This is a genomic window from Pseudomonas sp. F007 (assembly GCF_057814275.1).
Genome location: NZ_JBVATA010000006.1, coordinates 190,239 through 215,327 on the forward strand (window position 1 = coordinate 190,239; position 25,089 = coordinate 215,327).

21 protein-coding genes are annotated in these 25,089 nt (G+C 60.1%); 1 reads left to right on the forward strand and 20 read right to left on the reverse strand.

Translation table 11 applies throughout. From position 1 onward, the window contains the following. Positions 1–20: 20 nt before the first annotated feature. Positions 21–866 (reverse strand): S-formylglutathione hydrolase, encoded by an 846-nt coding sequence (gene fghA / locus ACZYR5_RS16330; protein ID WP_489090138.1) that lies wholly within the window; start codon positions 864–866, stop codon positions 21–23. An 86-nt stretch (positions 867–952) separates the two neighbouring features. After that, positions 953–2,065, reverse strand: coding sequence for an S-(hydroxymethyl)glutathione dehydrogenase/class III alcohol dehydrogenase (locus ACZYR5_RS16335; RefSeq protein ID WP_489090139.1), 1,113 nt, complete (start codon positions 2,063–2,065; stop codon positions 953–955). 108 nt (positions 2,066–2,173) lie between these two features. On the opposite strand from ACZYR5_RS16335, the gene ACZYR5_RS16340 reads away from it, so the two are divergent. Continuing rightward, the gene (locus ACZYR5_RS16340) at positions 2,174–3,070 is read left to right on the forward strand and encodes a LysR family transcriptional regulator (RefSeq protein WP_489090140.1); all 897 of its coding nucleotides are present in this window, start codon (positions 2,174–2,176) and stop codon (positions 3,068–3,070) included. An 8-nt stretch (positions 3,071–3,078) separates the two neighbouring features. Here ACZYR5_RS16340 and ispD read toward each other — a convergent pair whose 3' ends face one another. From ispD to uppS, 18 genes are all read right to left on the reverse strand, one after another. Continuing rightward, positions 3,079–3,792 carry a 2-C-methyl-D-erythritol 4-phosphate cytidylyltransferase gene (gene ispD / locus ACZYR5_RS16345; protein WP_489090141.1) on the reverse strand — a complete coding sequence of 238 codons (714 nt, stop codon included), beginning with the start codon at positions 3,790–3,792 and terminating at the stop codon, positions 3,079–3,081. Beyond that, positions 3,789–4,067, reverse strand: coding sequence for a cell division protein FtsB (ftsB, locus tag ACZYR5_RS16350; RefSeq protein WP_489090142.1), 279 nt, complete (start codon positions 4,065–4,067; stop codon positions 3,789–3,791). Before ftsB ends, ispD begins: the two co-directional genes overlap by 4 nt. Before the next feature lie 169 nt (positions 4,068–4,236). Continuing rightward, the gene (gene eno, locus ACZYR5_RS16355; RefSeq protein ID WP_027619032.1) at positions 4,237–5,526 is read right to left on the reverse strand and encodes a phosphopyruvate hydratase; all 1,290 of its coding nucleotides are present in this window, start codon (positions 5,524–5,526) and stop codon (positions 4,237–4,239) included. A gap of 179 nt (positions 5,527–5,705) precedes the next feature. Next, entirely contained in the window at positions 5,706–7,337 is a 1,632-nt protein-coding gene (pyrG, locus tag ACZYR5_RS16360; protein WP_489090143.1) for a CTP synthase, read from the reverse strand. A gap of 274 nt (positions 7,338–7,611) precedes the next feature. Continuing rightward, on the reverse strand, positions 7,612–8,940 hold the full coding sequence (gene tilS / locus ACZYR5_RS16365) for a tRNA lysidine(34) synthetase TilS (protein ID WP_489090144.1): 1,329 nt from the start codon (positions 8,938–8,940) through the stop codon (positions 7,612–7,614). A 131-nt stretch (positions 8,941–9,071) separates the two neighbouring features. Next, on the reverse strand, positions 9,072–10,019 hold the full coding sequence (locus tag ACZYR5_RS16370; protein ID WP_489090145.1) for an acetyl-CoA carboxylase carboxyltransferase subunit alpha: 948 nt from the start codon (positions 10,017–10,019) through the stop codon (positions 9,072–9,074). A gap of 139 nt (positions 10,020–10,158) precedes the next feature. Continuing rightward, complete coding sequence (gene dnaE / locus ACZYR5_RS16375; protein ID WP_489090146.1) at positions 10,159–13,680, reverse strand: DNA polymerase III subunit alpha; 3,522 nt, start codon at positions 13,678–13,680, stop codon at positions 10,159–10,161. A gap of 75 nt (positions 13,681–13,755) precedes the next feature. After that, positions 13,756–14,382 (reverse strand): ribonuclease HII, encoded by a 627-nt coding sequence (gene rnhB, locus ACZYR5_RS16380; RefSeq protein ID WP_489090391.1) that lies wholly within the window; start codon positions 14,380–14,382, stop codon positions 13,756–13,758. Positions 14,383–14,393: 11 nt separating this feature from the next. Beyond that, positions 14,394–15,524: a lipid-A-disaccharide synthase gene (lpxB, locus tag ACZYR5_RS16385; RefSeq protein ID WP_489090147.1), complete on the reverse strand. Its 1,131-nt coding sequence runs from the start codon at positions 15,522–15,524 to the stop codon at positions 14,394–14,396. 2 nt (positions 15,525–15,526) lie between these two features. After that, on the reverse strand, positions 15,527–16,303 hold the full coding sequence (gene lpxA / locus ACZYR5_RS16390) for an acyl-ACP--UDP-N-acetylglucosamine O-acyltransferase (RefSeq protein WP_489090148.1): 777 nt from the start codon (positions 16,301–16,303) through the stop codon (positions 15,527–15,529). Then, the gene (gene fabZ, locus ACZYR5_RS16395; protein WP_007907157.1) at positions 16,300–16,740 is read right to left on the reverse strand and encodes a 3-hydroxyacyl-ACP dehydratase FabZ; all 441 of its coding nucleotides are present in this window, start codon (positions 16,738–16,740) and stop codon (positions 16,300–16,302) included. Before fabZ ends, lpxA begins: the two co-directional genes overlap by 4 nt. Before the next feature lie 108 nt (positions 16,741–16,848). Further along, on the reverse strand, positions 16,849–17,904 hold the full coding sequence (gene lpxD / locus ACZYR5_RS16400) for a UDP-3-O-(3-hydroxymyristoyl)glucosamine N-acyltransferase (RefSeq protein WP_489090149.1): 1,056 nt from the start codon (positions 17,902–17,904) through the stop codon (positions 16,849–16,851). Between the two features lie 3 nt (positions 17,905–17,907). Further along, positions 17,908–18,411, reverse strand: coding sequence for an OmpH/Skp family outer membrane protein (locus tag ACZYR5_RS16405; protein WP_027619042.1), 504 nt, complete (start codon positions 18,409–18,411; stop codon positions 17,908–17,910). A 45-nt stretch (positions 18,412–18,456) separates the two neighbouring features. Further along, positions 18,457–20,847, reverse strand: coding sequence for an outer membrane protein assembly factor BamA (bamA, locus tag ACZYR5_RS16410; protein WP_489090150.1), 2,391 nt, complete (start codon positions 20,845–20,847; stop codon positions 18,457–18,459). Between the two features lie 74 nt (positions 20,848–20,921). After that, a complete protein-coding gene (gene rseP, locus ACZYR5_RS16415) occupies positions 20,922–22,274 on the reverse strand; it encodes a sigma E protease regulator RseP (RefSeq protein WP_489090151.1) in 1,353 nt (450 codons plus the stop codon). A gap of 54 nt (positions 22,275–22,328) precedes the next feature. After that, on the reverse strand, positions 22,329–23,519 hold the full coding sequence (ispC, locus tag ACZYR5_RS16420) for a 1-deoxy-D-xylulose-5-phosphate reductoisomerase (protein ID WP_489090152.1): 1,191 nt from the start codon (positions 23,517–23,519) through the stop codon (positions 22,329–22,331). Next, complete coding sequence (locus ACZYR5_RS16425) at positions 23,516–24,322, reverse strand: phosphatidate cytidylyltransferase (RefSeq protein ID WP_489090153.1); 807 nt, start codon at positions 24,320–24,322, stop codon at positions 23,516–23,518. Before ACZYR5_RS16425 ends, ispC begins: the two co-directional genes overlap by 4 nt. Next, the gene (uppS, locus tag ACZYR5_RS16430; RefSeq protein WP_489090154.1) at positions 24,322–25,077 is read right to left on the reverse strand and encodes a polyprenyl diphosphate synthase; all 756 of its coding nucleotides are present in this window, start codon (positions 25,075–25,077) and stop codon (positions 24,322–24,324) included. The genes ACZYR5_RS16425 and uppS overlap by 1 nt, the downstream gene beginning before the upstream one ends. Between the last annotated feature and the right edge of the window lie 12 nt (positions 25,078–25,089).

A 25,089-nucleotide genomic window follows, 5' to 3' on the forward strand; every position in this document is an offset into this window, starting at 1 on the left:
AGGGCGTGATTCTACCTGCTTTAGGCGTTCAGGGCGTGCGCGTGATGCCGCAAGTGATCGTCGATGAAGCTGGCGATGAAAAAATAGCTGTGGTCATAACCGGGTTGCAGGCGCAGGGTCAGCGGATGACCTGCCTGCCTGGCCGCTTGCTGCAAGGCCTCGGGCTTGAGTTGCGTGGCCAGGAAGTCATCCCGATCGCCCTGGTCGACCAGCAATGGCAGTTGTTCCGAGGCCTCGCTGATCAGCACAGAAGCATCCCACTCACGCCATTTCGAGCGCTCTTCGCCCAAGTATCGCGAGAAGGCTTTCTGGCCCCAGGGGCAATCCATCGGATTGTTGATCGGCGAAAACGCCGACACCGATTGATAGCGTCCGGGATTGCGCAGCGCGCAGACCAGGGCACCGTGGCCGCCCATGGAGTGACCGCTGACACCACGTTTGTCCGAGGCCGGAAAATGCGCCTCGACCAACGCCGGTAATTCCTGCACCACGTAGTCATGCATCCGATAGTGTTTGGCCCATGGTTCCTGGGTAGCGTTGAGATAAAACCCGGCACCCAGGCCAAAATCCCACGCGCCATCCGGATCCCCCGGCACACCGGCACCACGCGGGCTGGTATCGGGGGCGACGATGATCAACCCAAGTTCCGCCGCCAGGCGCATGGCGCCCGCCTTTTGCATGAAGTTCTCATCGGTGCAGGTCAGGCCCGACAACCAATACAGCACGGGCAACTTACCGCCCTGCTCGGCCTGAGGCGGCAGGTAGACGGCAAACACCATGTCGCAACCCAGCACTTCGGAGTGATGGCGATAGCGTTTATGCCAGCCGCCAAAGCTCTTCTGACACGAAATATTTTCCAGACTCATGAACGCACCCTCGGCTTCAAGCCGCAAGCACTCGCGGCAAGGAGGTACAGCCTCTTGCCGCTTGAAGCTTGCAGCTCCCCGCTGCTTTAGAAGTGAATGACAGTGCGAATGCTTTTGCCTTCATGCATCAGGTCAAAAGCCTTGTTGATGTCTTCCAGGCCCATGGTGTGGGTGATAAAGGTATCCAGCGGGATTTCGCCGGTCTGGGCCATTTCCACGTAGCTAGGCAGCTCGCTGCGACCACGCACACCACCGAATGCCGAACCGCGCCAGACTCGACCGGTCACCAATTGGAAAGGACGGGTGGAGATTTCCTGGCCAGCACCGGCTACACCGATGATCACCGACTCGCCCCAACCTTTGTGACAGCACTCCAGCGCCGCACGCATCAGTTGCACATTGCCGATGCACTCGAAGGAGAAATCAACACCGCCATCGGTCATGTCGACGATGACTTCCTGGATAGGACGGTCGAAATCTTTCGGATTCACACAATCGGTAGCGCCCAGTTGTTTGGCAATTTCAAACTTCGCCGGGTTGATGTCGATGGCGATAATCCGCCCGGCCTTGGCCTTGACCGCACCGATCACTGCAGACAGGCCGATACCGCCCAGACCGAAGATGGCCACGGTGTCGCCCGGTTTGACCTTGGCGGTATTGATCACAGCACCGATGCCGGTGGTGACGCCGCAACCCAGCAGGCAGACTTTTTCCAGCGGTGCGTCCTTGGCAATTTTGGCCACGGAGATTTCCGGCAGCACGGTGTACTCGGAAAAGGTCGAAGTGCCCATGTAATGGAAAATCGGCTGCCCCTTGTAGGAGAAGCGCGTGGTTCCGTCCGGCATCAAACCTTTGCCCTGGGTGGCACGGATGGCCTGGCACAGGTTGGTCTTGCCCGATTTGCAGAATTTGCACTGGCCGCATTCCGGGGTGTACAGCGGGATTACGTGATCGCCCACGGCGACCGAGGTCACGCCTTCGCCAATGGCTTCGACCACAGCACCGCCTTCATGACCAAGGATCGACGGAAAAATGCCTTCCGGATCGGCGCCCGACAAGGTGTAGGCATCGGTATGGCACACACCGGAGGCGACGACCCGCAGGAGCACTTCACCGGCCTTGGGCATGGCGACGTCGACTTCAACGATCTCAAGGGGTTTCTTGGCCTCGAAGGCAACAGCAGCGCGCGACTTGATCATCCTGGCTCTCCAATGTGAATAAAAACGAAGCAACCAGTGTAAAACACTGCCAGACGATGAATAATCCAGACAAAAGCAAAACATTATTGCCATACAGGGATAATCTGCATGTCCGATAACCGCTGGGAAGGCATCGACGAGTTTGTCGCGGTCGCCGAGTGCAGTCAGTTCACCGCAGCCGCCGAACGCCTGGGGGTTTCTTCCTCGCACATCAGTCGACAAGTCGTACGCCTCGAAGAACGCCTGCAAACCCGCCTGCTCTATCGCAGTACCCGCCGCGTGACCCTGACTGAAGCCGGGCAGACCTTTCTCCAACACTGTCAGCGCTTGCAGGACGGCCGCGAAGAGGCATTGCGTGCGGTGGGCGACCTGACCAGCGAGCCCAAGGGCATGTTGCGCATGACCTGTGCCGTGGCCTATGGCGAACGCTTCATCGTGCCACTGGTCACCCGCTTCATGGGGCTTTATCCGCAACTGCGGGTCGATATCGAGTTGAGCAACCGTCCGCTGGACCTGGTACATGAAGGCCTGGACCTGGCGATCCGCCTCGGGCGCCTGCAAGACTCGCGACTGGTGGCGACTCGCCTGGCGCCACGGCGGATGTACCTGTGCGCATCGCCCTCCTACCTTGAACATTACGGTCGCCCACACAGTCTTTCGGAACTCAGCCGCCATAACTGCCTGGTGGGGAGTTCGGATCTGTGGCAACTGGCCCAGGACGGGCGCGAATTTTCCCAGCGCATCCAGGGCAACTGGCGCTGCAACAGTGGGCAAGCGGTGCTGGATGCTGCACTTCTAGGCGTAGGTTTGTGTCAGCTACCGGACTATTACGTACTGGAGCACCTGAACAGTGGTGCGCTGGTGTCACTGCTGGACGCTCATCAGCCACCGAATACCGCCGTTTGGGCGTTGTACCCACAACAACGGCATCTATCGCCCAAGGTGCGCAAGCTGGTGGACTATTTGAAGGAGGGTTTGGCCGAACGGCCGGAATATCAGGGCTGACGCGAAACCTACAAGGAACCGCGATTCGCCCAACGCAAGCGCAGCCACTCGAGATCTTCGGGGCGCGTCACCTTGAGGTTATCCGCCCGCCCCTCGATAAGGCGCGGTGCCTGGCCCGACCACTCCATCGCCGACGCTTCGTCGGTAATGCTGACATCGGCCACCAGGCTGTCGGCCAACGCTCGGTGCAAGGCGCCCAGGCGAAACATCTGCGGTGTGTAGGCCTGCCAGATCAAGCTGCGGTCGACGGTTTCGAGGACCCGTCCGTGCTTGTCCATGCGCTTCAAGGTGTCGCGAGCAGGAACAGCGAGCAAGCCGCCGACCGGATCGTCCGCCAGCTCCGAGAGCAATTTGTCGAGATCGTCGCGACTCAGGTTCGGCCGTGCCGCGTCATGGACCAGCACCCAATCCTCATCAGCGGCACCTTGCGCATGCAAGTGCAACAAGGCATTGAGTACCGAATCCGAACGCTCGGCACCACCCTCTACTCGCTGGATTCGCGGATCGCGAGCGCAGGCCAGGTTCGGCCAATAGGGATCATCAGATGCAAGGCTGACCACCAGACCTTTCAAGGCTGGATGATCGAGGAAACAGCCGAGGCTGTGTTCGAGAATAGTGCGTCCGCCCAATGGCAAATATTGCTTGGGACGGTCGGCGGCCATACGGGCACCCACACCCGCGGCAGGGATCACGGCCCAGAAGGCCGGCAAGGCGTGCATCATTGGGCCAACTGGTAAAGGGTTTCACCATCCTTGACCATGCCCAACTCATGGCGAGCCCGCTCTTCAACGGTCTCCATGCCTTTTTTCAGCTCCATCACTTCGGCGTCCATCACCCGGTTGCGCTCCAGCAACGTCTGGTTCTCAGCCTGCTGGTCGGCGATCTGCCGAGTCAACTCAGCCACCTGTGCCAGGCTGCCGTTTCCCACCCACAGGCGGTACTGCAACCCCCCCAGGAGCAAGAGCAAGACGAGAAACAACCAATAGGGACTGCGCATCGAATTTCAGGTATCCACTGAATAAAAACAGCCATGCCACACTTTGCAACGTCAGATAGCACGAAGCCTGGAAGAACCAGGCTCGTACTCTAAGGCATCAGACTAGTGGCAAAAAACCCGCTGTTGCGATTTTTTCGCCACAATCTGCTGTCTTTTCACTCCACCAAGCTTAGCCGCGGAATTCGCTGCGGCCGTTGTACTTGGCTTTGGCGCCCAATTGCTCTTCGATACGCAGCAGTTGGTTGTACTTGGAAACCCGGTCGGAACGGCACAGCGAGCCGGTCTTGATCTGGCCAGCAGAGGTGCCCACGGCCAGGTCGGCAATGGTCGAGTCTTCGGTTTCGCCGGAACGGTGCGAGATCACGGCAGTGTAGCCAGCGGCCTTGGCCATCTGGATCGCTTCCAGGGTCTCGGTCAGGGTGCCGATCTGGTTGAACTTGATCAGGATCGAGTTGGCGATCTTCTTATCAATGCCTTCTTTCAGGATCTTGGTGTTGGTCACGAACAGGTCATCACCCACCAGCTGGGTCTTCTCGCCGATCTTGTCGGTGAGGATTTTCCAGCCTGCCCAGTCGGACTCGTCCAGACCGTCTTCGATGGAGATGATCGGGTAACGCTCGGTCAGGCCTTTCAGGTAGTCGGCGAAACCTTCGGCAGTGAACACCTGGCCTTCACCGGACAGGTTGTACTTGCCGTCTTCGAAGAACTCGCTCGCTGCGCAGTCCAGCGCCAGGGTCACGTCAGTGCCCAGCTTGTAACCGGCGTTGGCGACGGCTTCGGAGATCACTTTCAGCGCATCTTCGTTGGACGCCAGGTTCGGCGCGAAACCACCTTCGTCACCCACCGCAGTGTTCAGGCCTCGGGCCTTCAGCACAGCTTTCAGGTGATGGAAAATCTCGGTGCCCATGCGCAGACCGTCCGAGAACGACTTGGCGCCAACCGGCTGCACCATGAATTCCTGGATGTCGACGTTGTTATCAGCGTGCTCGCCACCGTTGATGATGTTCATCATCGGAACCGGCATCGAGTAAACACCCGGGGTGCCGTTCAGGTTGGCAATGTGAGCGTACAGCGGCAGGTCCTGGTCGTGGGCCGCTGCCTTGGCCGCAGCCAGGGAGACGGCGAGGATCGCGTTGGCGCCCAGGTTGCCTTTGTTCTCGGTACCGTCGAGCTCGATCATGATGCGGTCGAGGGCTTTCTGGTCAACCGGGTCTTTACCCAGCAGCGCGGTGCGGATCGGGCCATTGATGTTGGCCACGGCCTTGAGCACGCCTTTACCCAGGTAGCGGCTCTTGTCGCCATCACGCAGCTCGAGCGCTTCACGCGAGCCAGTGGAAGCACCGGACGGCGCGCAAGCGCTGCCGATGATGCCGTTATCGAGAAGCACGTCCGCTTCCACGGTGGGATTGCCACGGGAGTCGAGAACTTCACGACCTTTGATGTCGACGATCTTTGCCATTGTTGTAAACACTCCAAAGTTGACGAAAACGCTGTATACCGATCGATTTATAACTTGTGGGTCACATTGCTTTTCGTGGGAGCCGATACCTGGCCCCACACGGAGAAACCTGGTTTCTGCCGTTGAAATCAAAGTGACCCACGGACCTTGCCGGGCCGTGGGTCACTTGGTCAGGCGGGTTACGCCTTCTTCTGGTGCTGTGCCAGGGCCGCCTTGACGAACCCACTGAACAGCGGGTGGCCGTCACGTGGCGTCGAGGTGAACTCCGGGTGGAACTGGCAAGCGACGAACCATGGATGATCCGGTGCTTCAACCACTTCAACCAGCGCGCCATCACCGGAGCGACCGGAAATTTTCAGGCCGGCTTCGATCAGTTGTGGCAGCAGCTTGTTGTTCACTTCGTAACGGTGACGGTGACGCTCGACAATCACGTCCTTGGCGTAGCAATCGTGGACCTTGGAGCCGGCTTCCAGCAGGCAATCCTGGGCACCCAGGCGCATGGTGCCGCCCAGGTCGGAAGTCTCGGTACGGGTTTCGACGGCACCGGTGGCGTCTTCCCACTCGGTGATCAGGCCCACGACCGGGTGACCGCTGGCACGATCGAACTCGGTGGAGTTGGCGTCTGTCCAGCCCATCACGTTACGGGCGAACTCGATGACCGCCACTTGCATGCCCAGGCAGATACCCAGGTACGGCACCTTGTTTTCGCGAGCGTATTGAACCGCGGTGATCTTGCCTTCCACGCCGCGCAGACCGAAGCCGCCCGGAACCAGGATCGCATCGACACCTTCGAGCAGCGCGGTGCCCTGGTTCTCGATGTCTTCGGAATCGATGTAGCGCAGGTTGACCTTGGTCCGGTTGCTGATGCCGGCATGGCTCATCGCTTCGATCAGCGACTTGTAGGCATCCAGCAGTTCCATGTACTTGCCGACCATGGCGATGGTGACTTCGTGCTCTGGATTGAGCTTGGCATCAACCACTGCTTCCCACTCGGACAGATCGGCGCTGTCGCATTGCAGGCCGAAACGCTCGACGACAAAATCGTCCAGGCCTTGCGAGTGCAGGATGCCCGGGATCTTGTAGATGGTGTCGGCGTCTTCCAGGGCAATCACCGCACGCTCTTCAACGTTGGTGAACTGGGCGATCTTGCGACGCGACGAAACGTCGATCGGGTGATCGGAACGGCACACCAGCACGTCCGGCTGCAGGCCGATGGAACGCAGCTCCTTGACCGAGTGCTGGGTTGGCTTGGTCTTGGTTTCGCCGGCAGTGGCGATGTACGGCACCAGCGTCAGGTGCATCAGCATCGCGCGCTTGGCGCCGACTTCGAAACGCAGTTGACGGATGGCCTCGAGGAACGGTTGCGACTCGATGTCACCCACGGTGCCACCGATCTCGACCATCGCCACGTCGGCATCGCCGGCGCCCTTGATGATGCGGCGCTTGATTTCGTCGGTGATGTGCGGGATCACCTGGATGGTTGCACCCAGGTAGTCACCACGGCGCTCTTTGCGCAGCACGTGCTCATAGACACGGCCGGTGGTGAAGTTGTTGTTCTGGGTCATGGTCGTGCGGATGAACCGCTCGTAGTGGCCCAGGTCCAGGTCGGTCTCGGCGCCGTCATGGGTGACGAACACTTCACCGTGCTGGAACGGGCTCATGGTGCCCGGGTCGACGTTGATGTACGGGTCCAGCTTGAGCATGGTGACCTTAAGTCCCCGCGCCTCCAGGATGGCCGCCAATGAAGCCGATGCAATGCCTTTCCCCAATGAAGAAACAACACCGCCCGTGACGAATATGTAGCGCGTCATGAAAAACCCTAGAAGTCTGCGTTAAAGCGGTCCGAGCCGCCGGGGAAAGCGAAGGAAGGCCGAAGCCCCCGATCACCTGCATTAATTACAGTGCATCTTTCAAAAAAACCGCCGCGTTGGGACAGACCGGCAGATGAAACACCGGTAGGTTGCTCGCTACACATTTTTTGGAATCGCCCAGCAAAGACTGCTTGGTAATCGGCAACTCCTGCAATTCAGGCGAATCCACAGAAGTTGTATCAAGAAGGGAGCGTAGTCTACCGGAAAGCCCCTTTCAGCTCAAACCTTGATCTTGGATTCCCGGCTGCCACTGCAAAACGTAGTCTGCCCCCGCGCTGCCGTCCAGCCCGGGCAGGTTGGCCACAGCGATCAATTGCTCGTCGAGGTACAGCAGCGGCAATCTGCCACGGGCGAACGATGGCAATTGCCGTTCATTGAACAGACGCTTGAGGTCGCGATGCCCACGGCCAGGCAATGCCATCACCTCTCCCCCCTGCCGGTAACGCACGCTGAGCCTGCCTGGCGGGGCTGATCCGCTGAGGTTGAGCGTACCGTTATCGGGCAACCGCAACGGCTGTGATGGATCAGACCAGACGCCCACCGGCAGGGCAGCTCGCAACCAATCGCCGGTCAGCCACCAGATCCGCCCATTGGCCCGATGCAACTCGCCTTCGGCCAGGCGCCAGATCGGCTGGGCGTCCGGCGCAGCATCGCGCAGCGAGGTCCAACCCGACCAATGGTCGCTGTCAGGCAGGCGAGTCTTCGCCGCCAACCAATGGCTGAGGGCATTGCGTTGACGTGCCGAAGAAAGCAACTGGAGGGTGGACAGGTCCAGCGACGGCAGCTTCAACCAATCGAATTCGCCGGGGGTTTGCGCTTTGGCCAGATCCATCACGGCCAGCTCGTCGAGCAAGCCCTGGGCTTCGCGCACATGCGCGGCACTGCGGGCAATGGTGGCAGCCGCTTGCGGCCAGCGTCGGGTCAGGACCGGGAAAACCAACTGGCGCAGGTAGTTGCGAGAGAACTGCGGATCGGCGTTCGACGGGTCTTCGATCCACTGCAGCCGATGCTCCCGGGCGTACGCCTCGAGCTCGGCCCGGGAAACATCCAGCAGCGGACGCAACAGATGCCCGCGCCCCAGCGGACGCTGCGTCGGCATCGCCGCCAGGCCCCTGCTCCCAGCGCCGCGCAACAAGCGAAACAGCAGGGTTTCAGCCTGATCGTCGCGGTGCTGGGCCGTCAGCAGTACATCGCCGGGTTGGGTCGCTTCAATGAATGCCCGATAGCGCGCATCCCGCGCCGCCTGCTCAAGGCTCGCGCCAGCATCGACCTGCACATGCACGATGGCCAAGGGCACGCTCAGTGCATCGCATGCCGCCTGACAATGCGCCGGCCACGCGTCTGCCACAGCCTGAAGGCCGTGGTGGACATGAATAGCGCTGAGTGCTGGCAGGGCATGATTGTTTGCGAGATGGGCAAGCAGATGCAGCAGGACGGTGGAATCCAGACCACCGGAGAAAGCGACACGCCAGCGTCTGGCTTGGTGCCAGGGCTGCAGACTGCGCAGCAACCGGGAAGGCAAATCAATCGTGGACTGAGCCATAGCTTTCTCTTCGTCCAAAACGAATGTAGGAGCGAGCCTGCTCGCGATTGCGGTCCGACAGCCAACACATGGGTTGAATGTTACGCCGCCTTCGCGAGCAAGCTCGCTCCTACATGGGTATTGCAGTCGACTTAGAGGCCGTAGCTCATCAGGCGCTCATAACGACGGGCCAGCAGCGCATCGTTGTCGAACTTCTTCAGCATCGCCAGTTGCGCGCTCAGCTCGGCACGGATCGAAGCTGCGGCGGCCGCCGGATCGCGGTGTGCGCCGCCCAACGGCTCGCTGATCACCTTGTCCACAATACCCAGGCCCTTCAGGCGCTCGGCGGTGATACCCATGGCTTCGGCAGCATCCGGGGCCTTTTCTGCGGTTTTCCACAGGATCGAGGCGCAACCTTCCGGCGAAATCACCGCGTAGGTCGAGTACTGCAGCATGTTCAACTGGTCGCAGACACCGATCGCCAGTGCACCGCCGGAACCACCCTCACCGATCACGGTGGCGATGATCGGGGTTTTCAGGCGCGCCATGACCCGCAGGTTCCAGGCAATCGCTTCGCTCTGGTTGCGCTCTTCGGCGTCAATACCCGGGTAGGCGCCTGGGGTGTCGATGAAGGTCAGGATCGGCATCTTGAAGCGTTCGGCCATTTCCATCAGGCGGCAGGCCTTGCGGTAGCCTTCCGGACGCGGCATGCCGAAGTTGCGGCGAACCTTCTCGCGCACTTCACGGCCTTTCTGGTGACCGATCACCATCACTGGCTGATCGTCCAGGCGGGCAATACCGCCGACAATCGCGGCGTCGTCGGAGAAGTGACGGTCACCGTGCAGTTCATCGAACTCGGTGAAGATGTGGTCGATGTAGTCCAGGGTATAAGGACGACGCGGGTGGCGCGCCAGACGTGCGATCTGCCAGCTGGTCAGCTTGCCGAAGATGTCTTCGGTCAGGGTGCTGCTTTTTTCCTGCAGGCGGGAGATCTCATCGCCGATATTCAGCGAATTGTCATTACCGACCAAGCGCAACTCTTCGATCTTGGCTTGCAGGTCGGCGATCGGCTGTTCGAAATCTAGAAAATTCGGGTTCATAGGCGTCCGTCTTGGGTCGAGGCCAAGTGAGCTTGGGTCGGCCGGTTGTCTATTCGCGCCCTACCTTAAGGGACAGGCGCGTTCAGGTCGAGATTAAAAATTCGGGTCAGGGTCAGGGCGCGGCAATGGCCCCTGGCCGTCAACGGTATTGGAGGAAGACGTTGTCTCGCCCGAACTGGTCACGCAGGGCTTGAATCAAGCTGTCTGCCGGATCGATTCGCCAGGTCTCGCCGAATTGCAGCAGGGCCTTGGCGTCGGGGCTGGTGTACTCCATGGTAATCGGGCACGCGCCTCGGTGGCGCCTGAACAACTCGCCCAACCAGCGCAACTGGTCGCCCTTGAGATCCTGGGTCTGGACCTTCAGGCGCAAGCTTTCAGCCAGGTTGGTACGGGCATCTTCCATGCTCATCACCCGCTTGACCCGCAGTCGCAGGCCACCGGAGAAGTCGTCATTGCTGACCTCGCCTTCGACCACCACCATCGCGTCGGTCTGCAGCAACGACTGCGCCGAGTGAAAAGCTTCGGCAAACAGCGAGGCTTCGATACGTCCGGAGCGGTCGTCGAGGGTGATGAAGCCCATCTTGTCGCCCTTTTTGTTCTTCATCACCCGCAAGGCGATGATCATGCCGGCAACCGTCTGGGTATCACGGGCCGGCTTCAGGTCGATGATGCGCTGACGGGCGAAACGGCGAATTTCCCCTTCGTACTCGTCAATCGGGTGACCGGTCAGGTACAGGCCCAGGGTGTCTTTCTCACCCTTGAGGCGCTCTTTGAGCGTGAGCTCCTTGGCCTTGCGGTGATTGGCGTAGACATCGGCGTCTTCTTCGACGAACAGCCCACCAAACAGGTCGGCGTGGCCGCTGTCGTGGGTGCGGGCAGTCTGTTCGGCGGACTTGATCGCCTCTTCCATGGCAGTCAGCAGTACCGCGCGGTTGCGATCGATGTTGGCCTGATAAGCCTTGGGCTCGTCATGGAAGAACGGCCCGAGACGGTCCAGCGCACCACTGCGGATCAAGCCGTCGAGGGTGCGCTTGTTGATACGCTTGAGGTCGACCCGCGCGCAGAAATCGAACAGGTCCTTGAATGGCCCGGCCAGACGCGCTTCGGTGATCGCCTCCACCGGCCCCTCACCCACCCCCTTGATCGCACCCAGGCCGTAGATGATGCGGCCTTCGTCGTTGACCGTGAACTTGAACTCCGAGGTGTTCACGTCCGGCGCGTCGAGGCGCAGCTTCATGGTGCGCACTTCCTCGATCAAGGTCACGACCTTGTCGGTGTTGTGCATGTCCGCTGACAGTACCGCCGCCATGAACGGCGCCGGGTAATGGGCTTTCAGCCAGGCCGTCTGGTACGACACCAGGCCATAGGCGGCGGAGTGGGATTTGTTGAAGCCGTAACCGGCGAACTTCTCCACCAGATCGAAGATGTTACCTGCAAGGTCGGCGTCAATATTGTTGGTCGCACAGCCTTCGATGAAACCGCCGCGCTGCTTGGCCATTTCCTCGGGCTTTTTCTTGCCCATCGCCCGACGCAGCATGTCCGCACCACCGAGGGTGTAACCGGCCATGACCTGGGCAATCTGCATCACCTGCTCTTGATAGAGGATGATGCCGTAAGTCGGCGCCAGTACTGGCTTGAGGCCTTCGTACTGGTAGTCGGAGTGCGGATAGGCCAGTTCGGCGCGACCGTGCTTGCGGTTGATGAAGTCGTCTACCATGCCCGATTGCAACGGACCTGGACGGAACAGTGCCACCAGTGCGATCAAGTCTTCCAGGCAGTCGGGCTTGAGCTTTTTGATCAGCTCTTTCATGCCCCGCGACTCGAGCTGGAACACCGCCGTGGTTTCGGCTTTTTGCAGCAATTGATAGGTCGGCTTGTCATCCAGCGGGATGAAGGCGATATCCAGCGGCGGTTCGTTGACCTTGGCGCGGTCGCGGTTGATGGTTTTCAGCGCCCAGTCGATGATGGTCAGGGTCCGCAGACCGAGGAAGTCGAACTTCACCAGACCCGCCGCCTCGACGTCATCCTTGTCGAACTGGGTGACCAGGCCGCCGCCCTCTTCATCGCAGTAGATCGGCGAGAAGTCGGTCAACTTGGTCGGCGCGATTACCACGCCGCCGGCGTGCTTGCCGACGTTACGCACAACGCCTTCCAGCTTGCGCGCCATCTCCCAGATTTCCGCCGCCTCTTCATCGACCTTGATGAAGTCACGGAGGATTTCTTCCTGCTCGTAGGCCTTTTCCAGGGTCATGCCGACTTCGAAGGGGATCATCTTCGACAGACGATCCGCCAGCCCGTAGGACTTGCCCTGCACCCGCGCCACGTCACGCACCACCGCCTTGGCGGCCATGGAACCGAAGGTGATGATCTGGCTCACCGCGTTGCGGCCGTACTTCTCGGCCACGTATTCGATCACCCGGTCGCGGCCGTCCATGCAGAAGTCGACGTCGAAGTCGGGCATGGAAACCCGTTCCGGGTTGAGGAAACGTTCGAACAGCAGGTCATATTCCAGCGGATCGAGGTCGGTGATCTTCTGCACATAGGCCACCAGCGACCCGGCACCCGAGCCCCGGCCCGGTCCCACTGGCACGCCATTGGCCTTACCCCACTGGATAAAGTCCATCACGATCAGGAAATACCCGGGGAAGCCCATCTGGATGATGATATCCAGCTCGAAATTCAGCCGATCGACGTAGACCTGACGCTTGGCTTCGTAATCTTCAGTGGTGTCCTTGGGCAGCAGGACCGCCAAGCGCTCCTCAAGGCCCTCGAAGGACACCTTGCGGAAATACTCGTCGATGGTCATGCCATCGGGAATCGGGAAGTTGGGCAGGAAGTGCTTGCCCAGCTTCACATCGATATTGCAGCGCTTGGCAATCTCGACCGTATTCTCCAGCGCCTCGGGCAGGTCGCTGAACAGCTCGGCCATTTCCTCGGCACTTTTGAGGTACTGCTGGTCGCTGTAGTTCTTCGAGCGGCGCGGATCGTCGAGCGCCCGCCCCTCACCGATGCAGACGCGGGTTTCGTGGGCGGCAAAGTCTTCCTGCTTGAGGAAGCGCACGTCGTTGGTAGCCACCAGCGGCGCGCCGAGCTTGTCGGCCAGGGCCACGGCGGCGTGCAGTTGTTCTTCATCGTTGGGACGGTTGGTGCGCTGGATTTCCAGGTAAAAACGGTCCGGGAATACCGCCATCCACTCACGCGCCAGGGCTTCGCCTTCCTGCGGATTGCCGCTCAGCAGGGCCATACCGATCTCGCCCTCCTTCGCCGCCGACAGCATGATCAGGCCTTCAGCGGCCTCGGCAACCCATTCGCGCTCGATGATGACCTGGCCGTTGCGCTGGCCCTCGATGAAGCCACGGGAGATCAGTTCGGTAAGGTTGCGATAGCCGACGGCGTTCATCGCCAGCAGGCTGATGCGACTGACCGGGTTCTCCGGGTCCTTGTTCGACAGCCACAGGTCGGCGCCGCAGATCGGCTTGATCCCCGCGCCCATGCTGTTCTTGTAGAACTTGACCAGGGAACACATGTTGTTCTGATCGGTGACCGCCACGGCGGGCATGTTCATGCCGACCAGGGTCTTGACCAGCGGCTTGATCCGCACCAGCCCGTCGACCAGGGAGTATTCAGTGTGCAGGCGCAGGTGAACGAATGAAGCCGGCATGGTGATCCTGTCCAGAACGTGGAGACAACAAGGCCCGGATTGTACCGGGCCTTGGCAAAAACATCAGCCTGGCGACTAGCTCCCGAGCAACTCCTCGCGAGCTTCATACGCCTGGCGCACCGGCGCGAACGAGCGCCGATGGATCGGGGTCGGGCCCAGACGGGCCAGCGCTTCCAGATGAACGGGCGTCGGGTAGCCTTTATGGCCGCCAATACCGTACCCCGGGTAGATCAACTCAAAGGCAGCCATTTCACGATCACGGCTGACCTTGGCCAGGATCGACGCGGCAGCAATCGCCGGCACCTTGCTGTCGCCCTTGACCACCGCCTCGGCCGGCATCGCCAGCTTCGGGCAACGATTGCCATCGATCATCGCCAGTTTTGGCTGCACATGCAGCCCCTCCACCGCGCGCTGCATCGCCAACATCGTGGCATGCAGGATGTTCAGTTCGTCGATTTCCTCGACCTCGGCGCGAGCAATGCACCAGCTCAAGGCTTTTTCACAGATTTCGTCGTAGAGCTTCTCGCGACGGGCCTCGGTGAGCTTCTTGGAATCATTCAGGCCGAGAATCGGACGCAGCGGATCGAGGATCACCGCAGCGGTGACCACGGCGCCGCACAGCGGGCCGCGACCGACTTCGTCAACGCCCGCCACCAGATCCTCGGCGTCGGCGACCAGGGTGAAATCCAGGCCCATTTGCATTTTTGCGTTACTCATTGTGCCCTGCCGATCAGATTGAGGACCGCTTCGGCGGCCTGATTCGAGGCGTCGCGGCGCAGGGTGCGGTGAATCTCGTCAAAACCGGTGGTCTGCTCCTCGCCGCCATCGATCAGCGGTGACAAGGTCAGCGCCAGGGCCTCCGGCGTCGCATCGTCCTGCAGTAACTCGGGCACCAATAGACGCTGGGCTAGCAAGTTCGGCAAGGAGATGTAAGGGCTTTTGACCATGCGCTTGAGAATCCAGTAGGTCAGCGGCGCCAAACGGTAGGCCACCACCATCGGCCGCTTGTACAGCAAAGCTTCCAGAGTCGCCGTACCGGAGGCGATCAATACCGCGTTACAGGCTGCCAACGCTTGATGGGAGCGACCATCGAGCAAGGTCACCGGCAAGTCGCGACCGCTCAGCAGCTCTTCGATCTGAGCCCGACGCTGCGCACTTGCACAGGGAATGACGAAGCGCACACCCGGGCGCATGGCGTGCAAACGCTCGGCAGCATCGAGGAACAAGCCACCCAGGCGCCCGACCTCACCGCCACGACTACCGGGCATCAATGCCACCAACGGTCCATCCGGCAAGCCCAGTTCGGCACGCGCAACCGCGCGGTCCGCCTCAAGGGGAATCGTATCGGCCAGGGTATGTCCGACAAACCGCACCGGCACGCCCTTCTCTTCGTAGAAGCGGGCTTCGAACGGCAGCAGGGTCAGCATCAGGTCGCAGCCTTCGCGAATCTTCAGCACACGCTTCTGCCGCCAGGCCCAGACCGAAGGGCTGACGTAATGCACGGTCTTGATCCCGGCCTGACGCAGTTTCAGTTCGATATTGAGGGTGAAGTCCGGTGCGTCGATGCCAATGAAGACATCAGGCTTTTCCGCGATCAGGGTCTTGATCAGCTTCTTGCGCCGCGCCAGCAACTCGCGCAGCCGGCCCAGCACCTCCACCAGTCCCATGACCGACAGGCGCTCCATGGGAAAATAGGAGGTCAGGCCTTCAGCTTCCATCAACGGCCCGCCGACGCCGATAAACTCGACAGCCGGATGCTGCACCTTGAGCGCGCGCATCAGACCCGCGCCGAGAATATCGCCGGAGGCTTCGCCTGCCACCAGCGCAATACGCAGATTGGCCATGGTTAGCGGGTGATGCCGCGAGTCGAAGACTGGATCGAGTCACGGAATACCGCGACTTCGGGAAATTGCGCGGCCGGCTCGGCCAACTCGTTCAAGGCCTGCTCGACCGTAAGGCCCTGGCGATAGACGGTCTTGTACGCGCGACGCAAGGCATGGATCGCATCGTCACTGAAGCCACGACGGCGCATGCCTTCAAAGTTCATGCTGCGTGCTTCAGCCGGGTTGCCAAACACTGTGACATAGGCAGGAACATCCTTGCCGATGGCCGTGCCCATGCCGGAAAAGCTGTGGGCACCAATGTGGCAGTACTGATGAACCAGGGTGAAGCCGGAAAGGATTGCCCAGTCGTCAACGTGCACATGCCCCGCCAGCGCGGTGTTGTTGACCAGAATGCAGTGATTGCCGATGACGCTGTCGTGGCCGATATGGGCATAGGCCATGATCAGGTTGTGGTCGCCCAGGGTGGTTTCCGAGCGATCCTGCACGGTACCCCGGTGAATCGTCACGCCTTCGCGAATGACATTGTGATCACCGATCACCAGACGGGTTTCCTCACCCTTGTACTTCAGGTCAGGCGTGTCCTCACCGATCGAGGAAAACTGGTAGATGCGGTTGTGCTTGCCAATGCGCGTCGGGCCCTTGAGCACCACGTGCGGGCCAATCACTGTTCCCTCGCCGATTTCCACACCTGCGCCGACGATCGACCACGGGCCGACCTCGACGCCGTCGGCCAGCACGGCCGTCGGATCGATGATTGCGCGAGGGTCAATCAAACTCATAGTTTGCGTTCCGCACAGATGATTTCAGCAGAGCAGACGGGCTTGCCGTCAACCGAAGCCTGGCACTCGAACTTCCAGATCTGGCGCTTGCAGCTCAGGAACTTGGCTTCGAGAATCAACTGGTCACCCGGCAGCACCGGCTGACGGAAACGCAGTTTGTCGGAGCCGACGAAGTAGTAAAGCGTGCCATCGGCCGGCTTGACGTCGAGCATTTTGAAACCAAGGATTCCGGCAGCCTGGGCCATTGCCTCGATGATCAACACGCCTGGCATGATTGGATGCGCAGGGAAGTGACCATTGAAGAACGGCTCGTTGATGCTGACATTCTTGTAGGCACGAATGCGCTTGCCTTCGACATCCAGGTCCACTACCCGGTCCACCAGCAGGAACGGGTAACGGTGAGGCAGGTATTCGCGAATCTCGTTGATGTCCATCATTTCGGGGGGAAGCCTATGTAAAGATTGGGAGCGCGCGACTGACGCGCACTCCTCTAGCAAATCAAGGAGGCAGTCTAACGTCTGTGCATACTTGATATGGAAATGGTATCAGCCATCTGATGAAGCATTACCGCCAGGGGTCACGTCACCGACTTGCTTTTCCAGTTGTCGCAAGCGTCGCGCGATGTCATCGAGCTGACGGATGCGTGCCGCGCTTTTGCGCCACTCGGCGGCTGGCTGCATGGCCGTACCGGAAGAATAGGCACCCGGCTCGGTAATCGAGTGAGTGACCATGGTCATTCCGGTGAGGAATACGTTGTCGCAAATATCAATGTGCCCAACCAGCCCTACACCGCCCGCGAGCATGCAATGCTTGCCGATTTTGGTGCTGCCGGAAATACCCACGCACGCGGCCATGGCGGTGTGATCACCGACCTGCACGTTGTGGGCAATCTGGATCTGGTTGTCGAGCTTCACGCCGTTGCCGATGATGGTGTCAGCCAATGCACCGCGGTCGATAGCGGTATTCACGCCAATCTCCACGTCATCGCCTACCAACACGCCGCCGACCTGGGCAATTTTCTCCCAGACGCCCTTCACGTTGGCAAAACCGAAGCCTTCGCCGCCGAGCACCGCGCCGGACTGAATCACCACGCGCTTGCCAATGCGTACATCGTGATAAAGCGTGACGCGCGGTGCCAGCCAGCCACCCTCGCCGATCTCGCTGCGCGCACCGATGAAGCAGTGCGCCCCGATCGTGACACCGGCAGCAATCCGCGCCGCACTCTCGATCACCGCGAACGGGCCGATGCTTGCCGCCGGATCGACCACCGCATCAGCAGCAATGACTGCAGTCGGATGAATGCCGGCCGCCGCTTTGGGCTTGGGATCAAACAGGTGAGAGACCCGCGCGTACGCGGCATAAGGATCCGGCACCACCAACGCATCACCGGTAAACCCTTCAGCGTCGGCAGCCTTGAGCAGCACGGCTGCGGCATGGCTGTCGGCCAGGTATTTGCGGTATTGAGGGTTTGCCAGAAAGCTCAACTGAGCTGGGCCAGCCTCTTGCAAAGTGGCTAGCCCAGTAATTGTCTTCTCCGGGTCGCCACGGAGGGTGGCGCCGAGGAACTCGGCCAATTGGCCGAGCTTTTTAGTCGCTGTCATGGATTACTTCAGCTGATTCATGCGCTCGATAACCTGGCGGGTGATGTCGTATTGAGGCTTGACATCAATCACTGCGCCACGCTCGAAGACCAGGTCAAAAGCACCTTTCTTGATAACTTCTTCCACAGCGCTGTCCAGTTTCGGCTTGAGCTGCTTCAGCATTTCACGGTCGGCAACGGCCTTGGCTTCGTTCAGTTCCTTGGACTGGAACTGGAAGTCACGGGCCTTTTGCTTGAATTCAAGCTCCAGACGCTCGCGCTCGCCCTGGGCCATTTTGTCGCCACCGCTTACCAAGCGATCCTGGATGCCCTTGGCGCTGCTTTCCAGGGTTTTCAGCTTGGTCAGTTGCGGACCGAACTTCTTCTCGGCATCCACGGCGTATTTCTTCGCCGCGTCGGATTCCAGCAACGCCATCTGATAGTTCAGGACCGCGATTTTCATGTCGGCAAATGCCGGGCCTGCTACCAGGACAGTCGCCAGGAGAACCAATTGAGTCAACTTACGCACGATGCACTCCTACAAAATCCATTGTCGTTATCTTGGGTCAGGCGCTTAGAACGTCTGACCGAGGGAAAATTGGAACACTTGGGTTTCAGCGTTATCAGGTTTCTTCACTGGCATCGCCAGGGCAAAACTCAACGGACCCAATGCCGTCACCCAGGTCACACCGACACCGACGGAGCTGGCCATATTGCTCAGGCTCACGTCGTTGCACTGCGTGTTCGACTTCGAGGTGCCATTGGCGTTAGTGCTTTGATCACACTTGGAGTCAAATACGTTACCCACGTCCCAGAATACAGAGGTCCGAAGCGAACGCTGGTCCTTGACGAAAGGCAGCGGGAACAGCAGCTCGGCACCACCCTGGATCAGGACGTTACCACCAAACGGCAATGGATCCTGGTCCGGGTCGGCCAGCGTGCCCTGGTTACCGGTTTCGCCAACACCACGGCTCGGAGTACTGCGCGGGCCCAGGGTACTGTCCTTGAAGCCACGAACCGAGTTGAAACCACCAGCATAGTAGTTTTCGTAGAATGGCAAGCCATCCGTCGAACCATAACCGTCACCGTAGCCCAGCTCGGTGTGGAAGCGCATGGTGTAGTTGTCGCTCAAAGGCGTGAACAACTGACCGCGGTAGTCGAGCTTGAAGAACGACAGGTCGCTGCCCGGCACCGTGGTTTCCAGCGTGATGCTTTGTGCATGACCACGGGTCGCCAGCACGCCTTTGTTCAGGGTCGATTCGGACCAGCCGGCCGACGCCTTGAAGTTCAGGTATTGGTCGCCTTCACGGTTAACGAAGTCGAAGATTTCGTCGACGGTGTAGTTACCGGTCTTGATCTTGTCCTGCTGGGCATTGAAGCCAAAGGTCAGGCGCGAAGTCTCGCTGATCGGGTAGCCAACGCTGACACCAGCACCCAGGCTGTCCACGGCATAGCTGGAAACGTCGGTATCGAGCTCATCGTAGTCAGTGGTGCGGTAGAACGCGTTGTAACCCAGGCTCACGCCGTCGGCAGTCCAGTAGGGGTCGACATAACCGAAGTTATAGCGGCTCTGGTATTCGCTGCGGGTCAGGCCGATGCTGACCTTGTTACCGGTACCCAGGAAGTTGTTCTGGGTGATCGAACCACCAAGGATCAGACCGGCGCTCTGGGCGAAACCAACGCTCGCGGTGATCGAGCCGGAGGCTTGTTCTTCTACGCTGTAGTTCACGTCAACCTGGTCATCGACACCCGGCACGGCCGGCGTCTCGACGTTGACTTCCTTGAAGAAGCCCAGACGTTCCAGACGGGTCTTGGACTGGTCGATCAGGTAGGTCGAAGCCCAGCCACCTTCCATCTGACGCATTTCACGACGCAGCACTTCGTCTTCGGACTTGGTGTTGCCACGGAAGTTGATACGGTTCACATAGGCGCGCTTGCCCGGATCGACCACAAAGGTGATGTCGACAGTGTGATCGTCATCATGTGGCTGAGGCACGCCGTTGACGTTGGCGAAGGTGTAACCCTCGTTACCCAGGCGGCGAGTGATCAAATCGGAGGTGGTGGTCATCAGCTTGCGCGAGAATACCTGGCCCTTCTGCACCAGCAACAGCGCCTTGACCTGATCTTCAGGCACTTTCAGGTCGCCGCTGAGCTTCACGTCACGCACGTTGTACTTCTGGCCTTCGGTGACGTTGACGGTGATGTAGACGTGCTTCTTGTCCGGGGTGATGGACACCTGGGTCGAAGCGATATCCATGTTGATATAGCCACGGTCCAGGTAGTAGGAACGCAGGCGCTCCAGGTCACCGGAGAGTTTTTCACGGGCGTACTTGTCATCGTTCTTGAAGAATGACAACCAGTTGGTGGTTTTTAGTTCGAACAGGTCGGTCAGGTCTTCTTCGGGGAAGACCGTGTTACCTACCACGTTGATGTGCTGGATGGCGGCAACGGTGCCCTCGTTGATATTGACCTTCAGGCCCACGCGGTTACGCGGCTGTGGAACCACTTCGGTATCAACGGTCGCCGAGTAGCGGCCTTGGGCCACGTACTGGCGTTGCAACTCGTTACGTACCCCTTCGAGGGTCGCACGCTGGAAGATCTCGCCTTCGGCCAGGCCGGATTGCTTCAGGCCTTTCATCAGGTCTTCGGTAGAGATCGCCTTGTTGCCTTCGATCTCGATACTGGCAACCGACGGACGCTCGACTACCGTGATGACGAGGACGTTGCCATCGCGACCCAGCTGGATATCCTGGAAGAACCCGGTTTTGAACAGAGCACGAGTCGACTCGACCAGACGACGGTCATCAGCCTGTTCACCAACGTTCAACGGCAAGGCACCAAAGACGCTGCCCGCGGATACCCGCTGCAGGCCGTTGACACGAATATCGGAGATAGTGAAGGACTCGGCGTGAACTTCGGCGATCATCAATACGGAGAGAACCGCAGTTAGCAGCAGACGTTTCATGAAGTCCTTTCTTATTCCAACTGGCAATAAACAAACTGCCGCACAATGCGGCAGATTCGCAATTTCGCGAAGCGTTACAGTCGACCCAGATCGTTGACCAGAGCAAGAAGCATGACCCCGACCACCAAGCTGATACCGATCTGTATCCCCCAACCTTGCACCCGATCCGACAAGGGACGACCACGCGCCCACTCGATCAGATAAAACAACAGATGCCCCCCATCCAGTACAGGAATGGGCAACAAATTCAGAACCCCCAGGCTAATACTCAGATAAGCAAGGAAATTCAGGAAATCAGCGACGCCCGACTGGGCAGAAGCGCCCGCCACTTTAGCAATGGTTATCGGTCCGCTCAAGTTTTTTACCGAGAGCTCGCCGAACAACATTTTCTTCAGCGAATCGAGCGTCAGGACGCTCATGGTCCAGGTACGGCGTGCGCCTTCGCCAATGGCTGCCAGGGGGCCATAACTGACCTCCCGAATCATCGCTGGTGGCCAATCGACAGCCTTGACCCCGGCCCCCAGGTATCCGGTAGCCGCCTTGCCGTCGCCGCGCGCCGCCAACGTGACAGGCACATCGATTTGTACGCCGTCACGCTCGACCTTCAGCACAATCTTGCTTTCAGGACGCACCCGAACCCAATCCACCACCTGCTGCCAATCGGTCAGTGCCTGGCCGTCCAGGGCCAGCAGACGGTCGCCGGTCTTCAGCCCGGCAGCCTGCGCCGGACCTTTCGGATCGAGCTCAGCCAGCACCGGCGGCAATGCCGGGCGCCATGGACGAATACCCAGTGAACGAATCGGATCGGGCTCATCGGCACCTTTGAGCCAATTATTTAGGATCAGTTCCTTGCGGATGTCGGCGCTGGAGCCTTCATCGCGAACCAGCACCTGCACCGATCCGCTTTCACCGAGGCGGCGTACCAGTTGCAGATTGACCGCCGCCCAACCGGACGTCGGCTCGCCATCGATCGCGACAATTTCCTGCCCCGCATTCAAGCCGGCCGTGGCGGCGATGCTGCCGCTCTCGACCGCTCCGATCACCGGGCGCACCTGCTCGCTGCCGAGCATCGCCAGGACCCAGAAGAACACCAACGCCAGCATGAAGTTGGCGATGGGACCCGCGGCGACAATGGCGATGCGCTGACGAACGGTTTTGCGATTGAAGGATTGATCGAGCTGATCGGCCGGTACTTCGCCTTCACGCTCATCGAGCATTTTCACGTAGCCACCCAGGGGGATGGCCGCGATCACGAATTCCGTACCCTGGCGGTCATGCCAGCGCAGCAGCGGCATGCCAAAGCCGACGGAGAAACGCAGAACCTTGACGCCACAGCGACGCGCGACCCAGAAATGGCCAAATTCATGGAAAGTGACCAGCACGCCCAGAGCCACCAGGGTGCCGACAATCATATAGAGCGCGCTCATCTACTTTTCTCCGCATTCCTAAACAGCGCCGCCACATGCAACCCAGCGCGACAGTTATCGCCCGTGACGACTCAACCAACGCCCGGCCAGCTCACGTGCCTTGGCATCCGCCGTGAATACTGCATCCAGATCATCAACCGAAACCACCGGTTCGAGGTTCAATACTTCCTCGATGATACTCGCGATTTCCAGGTAACGGACACGCCCATCGAGAAAGGCCGCCACCGCGACTTCATTTGCCGCGTTCAGCATGGCCGGCGCACTGTTGCCGGCCTCTGCCGCCTGGCGTGCCAGGCGCAGGCACGGGAAGCGTTCCTCATCGGGAGCCTGGAAGTCCAGGCGCGCCACGGCAAACAGGTCCAAGGGCGGCACTCCGGAGTCGATCCGCTGCGGCCACGCCAGGGCATTGGCAATCGGCGTACGCATATCCGGATTACCCAACTGGGCCAACACCGAACCATCGACGTAATCGACCAGCGAGTGGATCACGCTCTGTGGATGGATCACCACTTCAACCTGGGACGGCCTGGCATCGAACAGCCAGCAGGCCTCGATCAACTCCAGCCCCTTGTTCATCATGCTCGCGGAGTCGACCGAAATCTTGCGCCCCATCGACCAGTTGGGATGGGCACACGCCTGATCCGGCGTAACATGCTCGAGCTCAACCAGAGGGGTTTGTCGGAATGGACCGCCCGAGGCTGTCAGCAGAATCCGCCGCACGCCGACATTGCTCAACCCACGGGAAAAATCCGTCGGCATACACTGAAAAATCGCATTGTGCTCGCTGTCGATAGGCAACAACACCGAACCACTTTTATGCACGGCCTGCATGAACAGGGCGCCGGACATCACCAGCGCCTCCTTGTTGGCCAGCAGAATCTTCTTGCCGGCCTCGACCGCCGCCAGGGTCGGGCGCAAACCCGCCGCCCCGACAATCGCCGCCATCACTGCGTCGACTTCGGCGTCGGAGGCAATCTGGCACAGCCCCTCCTCCCCCACCAGAACGCGCGTCGGTAAACCTGCCGCACGCAAATCATCCTGCAGTCGGCGCCCCGCCACCGGCTCCGGCACCACCGCAAAACGCGGCACATGACGGACACACAGGGCCAGCAACTCGCTCAGGCGCGAATAGCCGCTCAGGGCAAAGACCTGGTAGCGCTCGGGGTGACGGGCGATGACATCCAGGGTACTCAGGCCAATGGAGCCGGTCGCCCCCAGTACAGTGATCTGTTGAGGACGGCTCACGGTGCAGCCATCCAGAGCAGCACGGCAAACACCGGAATCGCAGCGGTCAGGCTGTCGATGCGGTCCAGGACCCCACCGTGACCGGGCAGCAGATTGCTACTGTCCTTGATGCCCGCCTGGCGCTTGAACATGCTTTCGGTCAAATCGCCCACCACCGAGATGAACACAATGATGGCTGCCCCCATCAAGCCCTTGAGCGCGTCGGCCAGGGACCAGTCACGCACCAGGCCGACGATGAGGGTGATCACCAGGCTCAACGCCAGGCCACCGTACACGCCCTCCCAGCTCTTGCCAGGACTGACCATTGGTGCCAGCTTGCGCTTGCCGAAGGCCCGACCGGAGAAGTAGGCGCCAATATCGGCACCCCAGACCAGCACCATGACCGCCATGATCAGCCAGTTACCCAACGGGTACTGCTTGATCATCACCAGGCCCTGCCAGGCCGGCAACAGGATCAACAGGCCGATGACCAGCTTGCAGGCCGCACTGGCCCAATGCTCGCTGGTACGGGGATAGGTCAGCACCAGGAAGGTAGCAACGCCCCACCACAGCACAGCCGCCCCCAACACCCAGGGCGCAAGCCCCTGCTCCAGGTGCATGATGAACAGCATGGCGGCCACCACCCCTGCATAGCCGATACGCATGGACTGCGCCTCGAACCCTGCCAGGCGCGCCCATTCCCACGCACCAAGGGTCACTACCAGGCCGATGAACAGGGCAAAACCGGAACCCTCGAGCAGGAAAAACCCGCACAGGGCGATAGGCAGCAGGATCAGCGCCGTGATGATTCGTTGTTTAAGCATTAAACCCGGGCTCCAGCTTCGACCTGCTCGCTCGTTTTACCGAAGCGACGCTGGCGAGAAGCGAAATCGGCCAGCGCAGTGCGCATGGCTTCGTGTTTGAAGTCCGGCCAGAACAGGTCGGAGAAGTACAACTCGGAATACGCCAACTGCCACAGCAGGAAGTTGCTGATGCGGTGCTCGCCACCGGTGCGGATACACAGGTCCGGCAACGGCAGATCACCGGTGGACAGGCAGGTCTGCAACAATCCGGGCGTGATGTCGTCCGGCCGCAGGTGGCCGGCCTGGACTTCACGCGCCAGACGTTGCGCAGCCTGGGCGATGTCCCACTGACCGCCGTAGTTGGCGGCAATCTGCAGGACAAAACGGTTGGCGCCGGCGGTCATCGCCTCTGCTTCACGCATGGCTGCCTGAAGCTCGGGATGAAAACGCGAACGATCACCGATGATGCGCAAGGTGATGTTGTTGTCGTTGAGGCGCTTGGCCTCGCGACGCAACGCCTTGAAGAACAGGTCCATCAAGGCACTGACCTCATCGGCCGGGCGCTGCCAGTTCTCACTGGAGAAGGCGAACAGGGTCAGCACTTCGACACCCGACTCGGCGCACACTTCGATTACCGCACGCACCGCGTCAACGCCCGCCTTGTGCCCGGCAACGCCAGGCAGGAAGCGTTTTTTTGCCCAGCGATTATTGCCGTCCATGATGATCGCGACGTGTCGCGGCACCGTGGACAGCGCAGGTTGCTTGGTCTTTTCCATGAAAAGGTGACC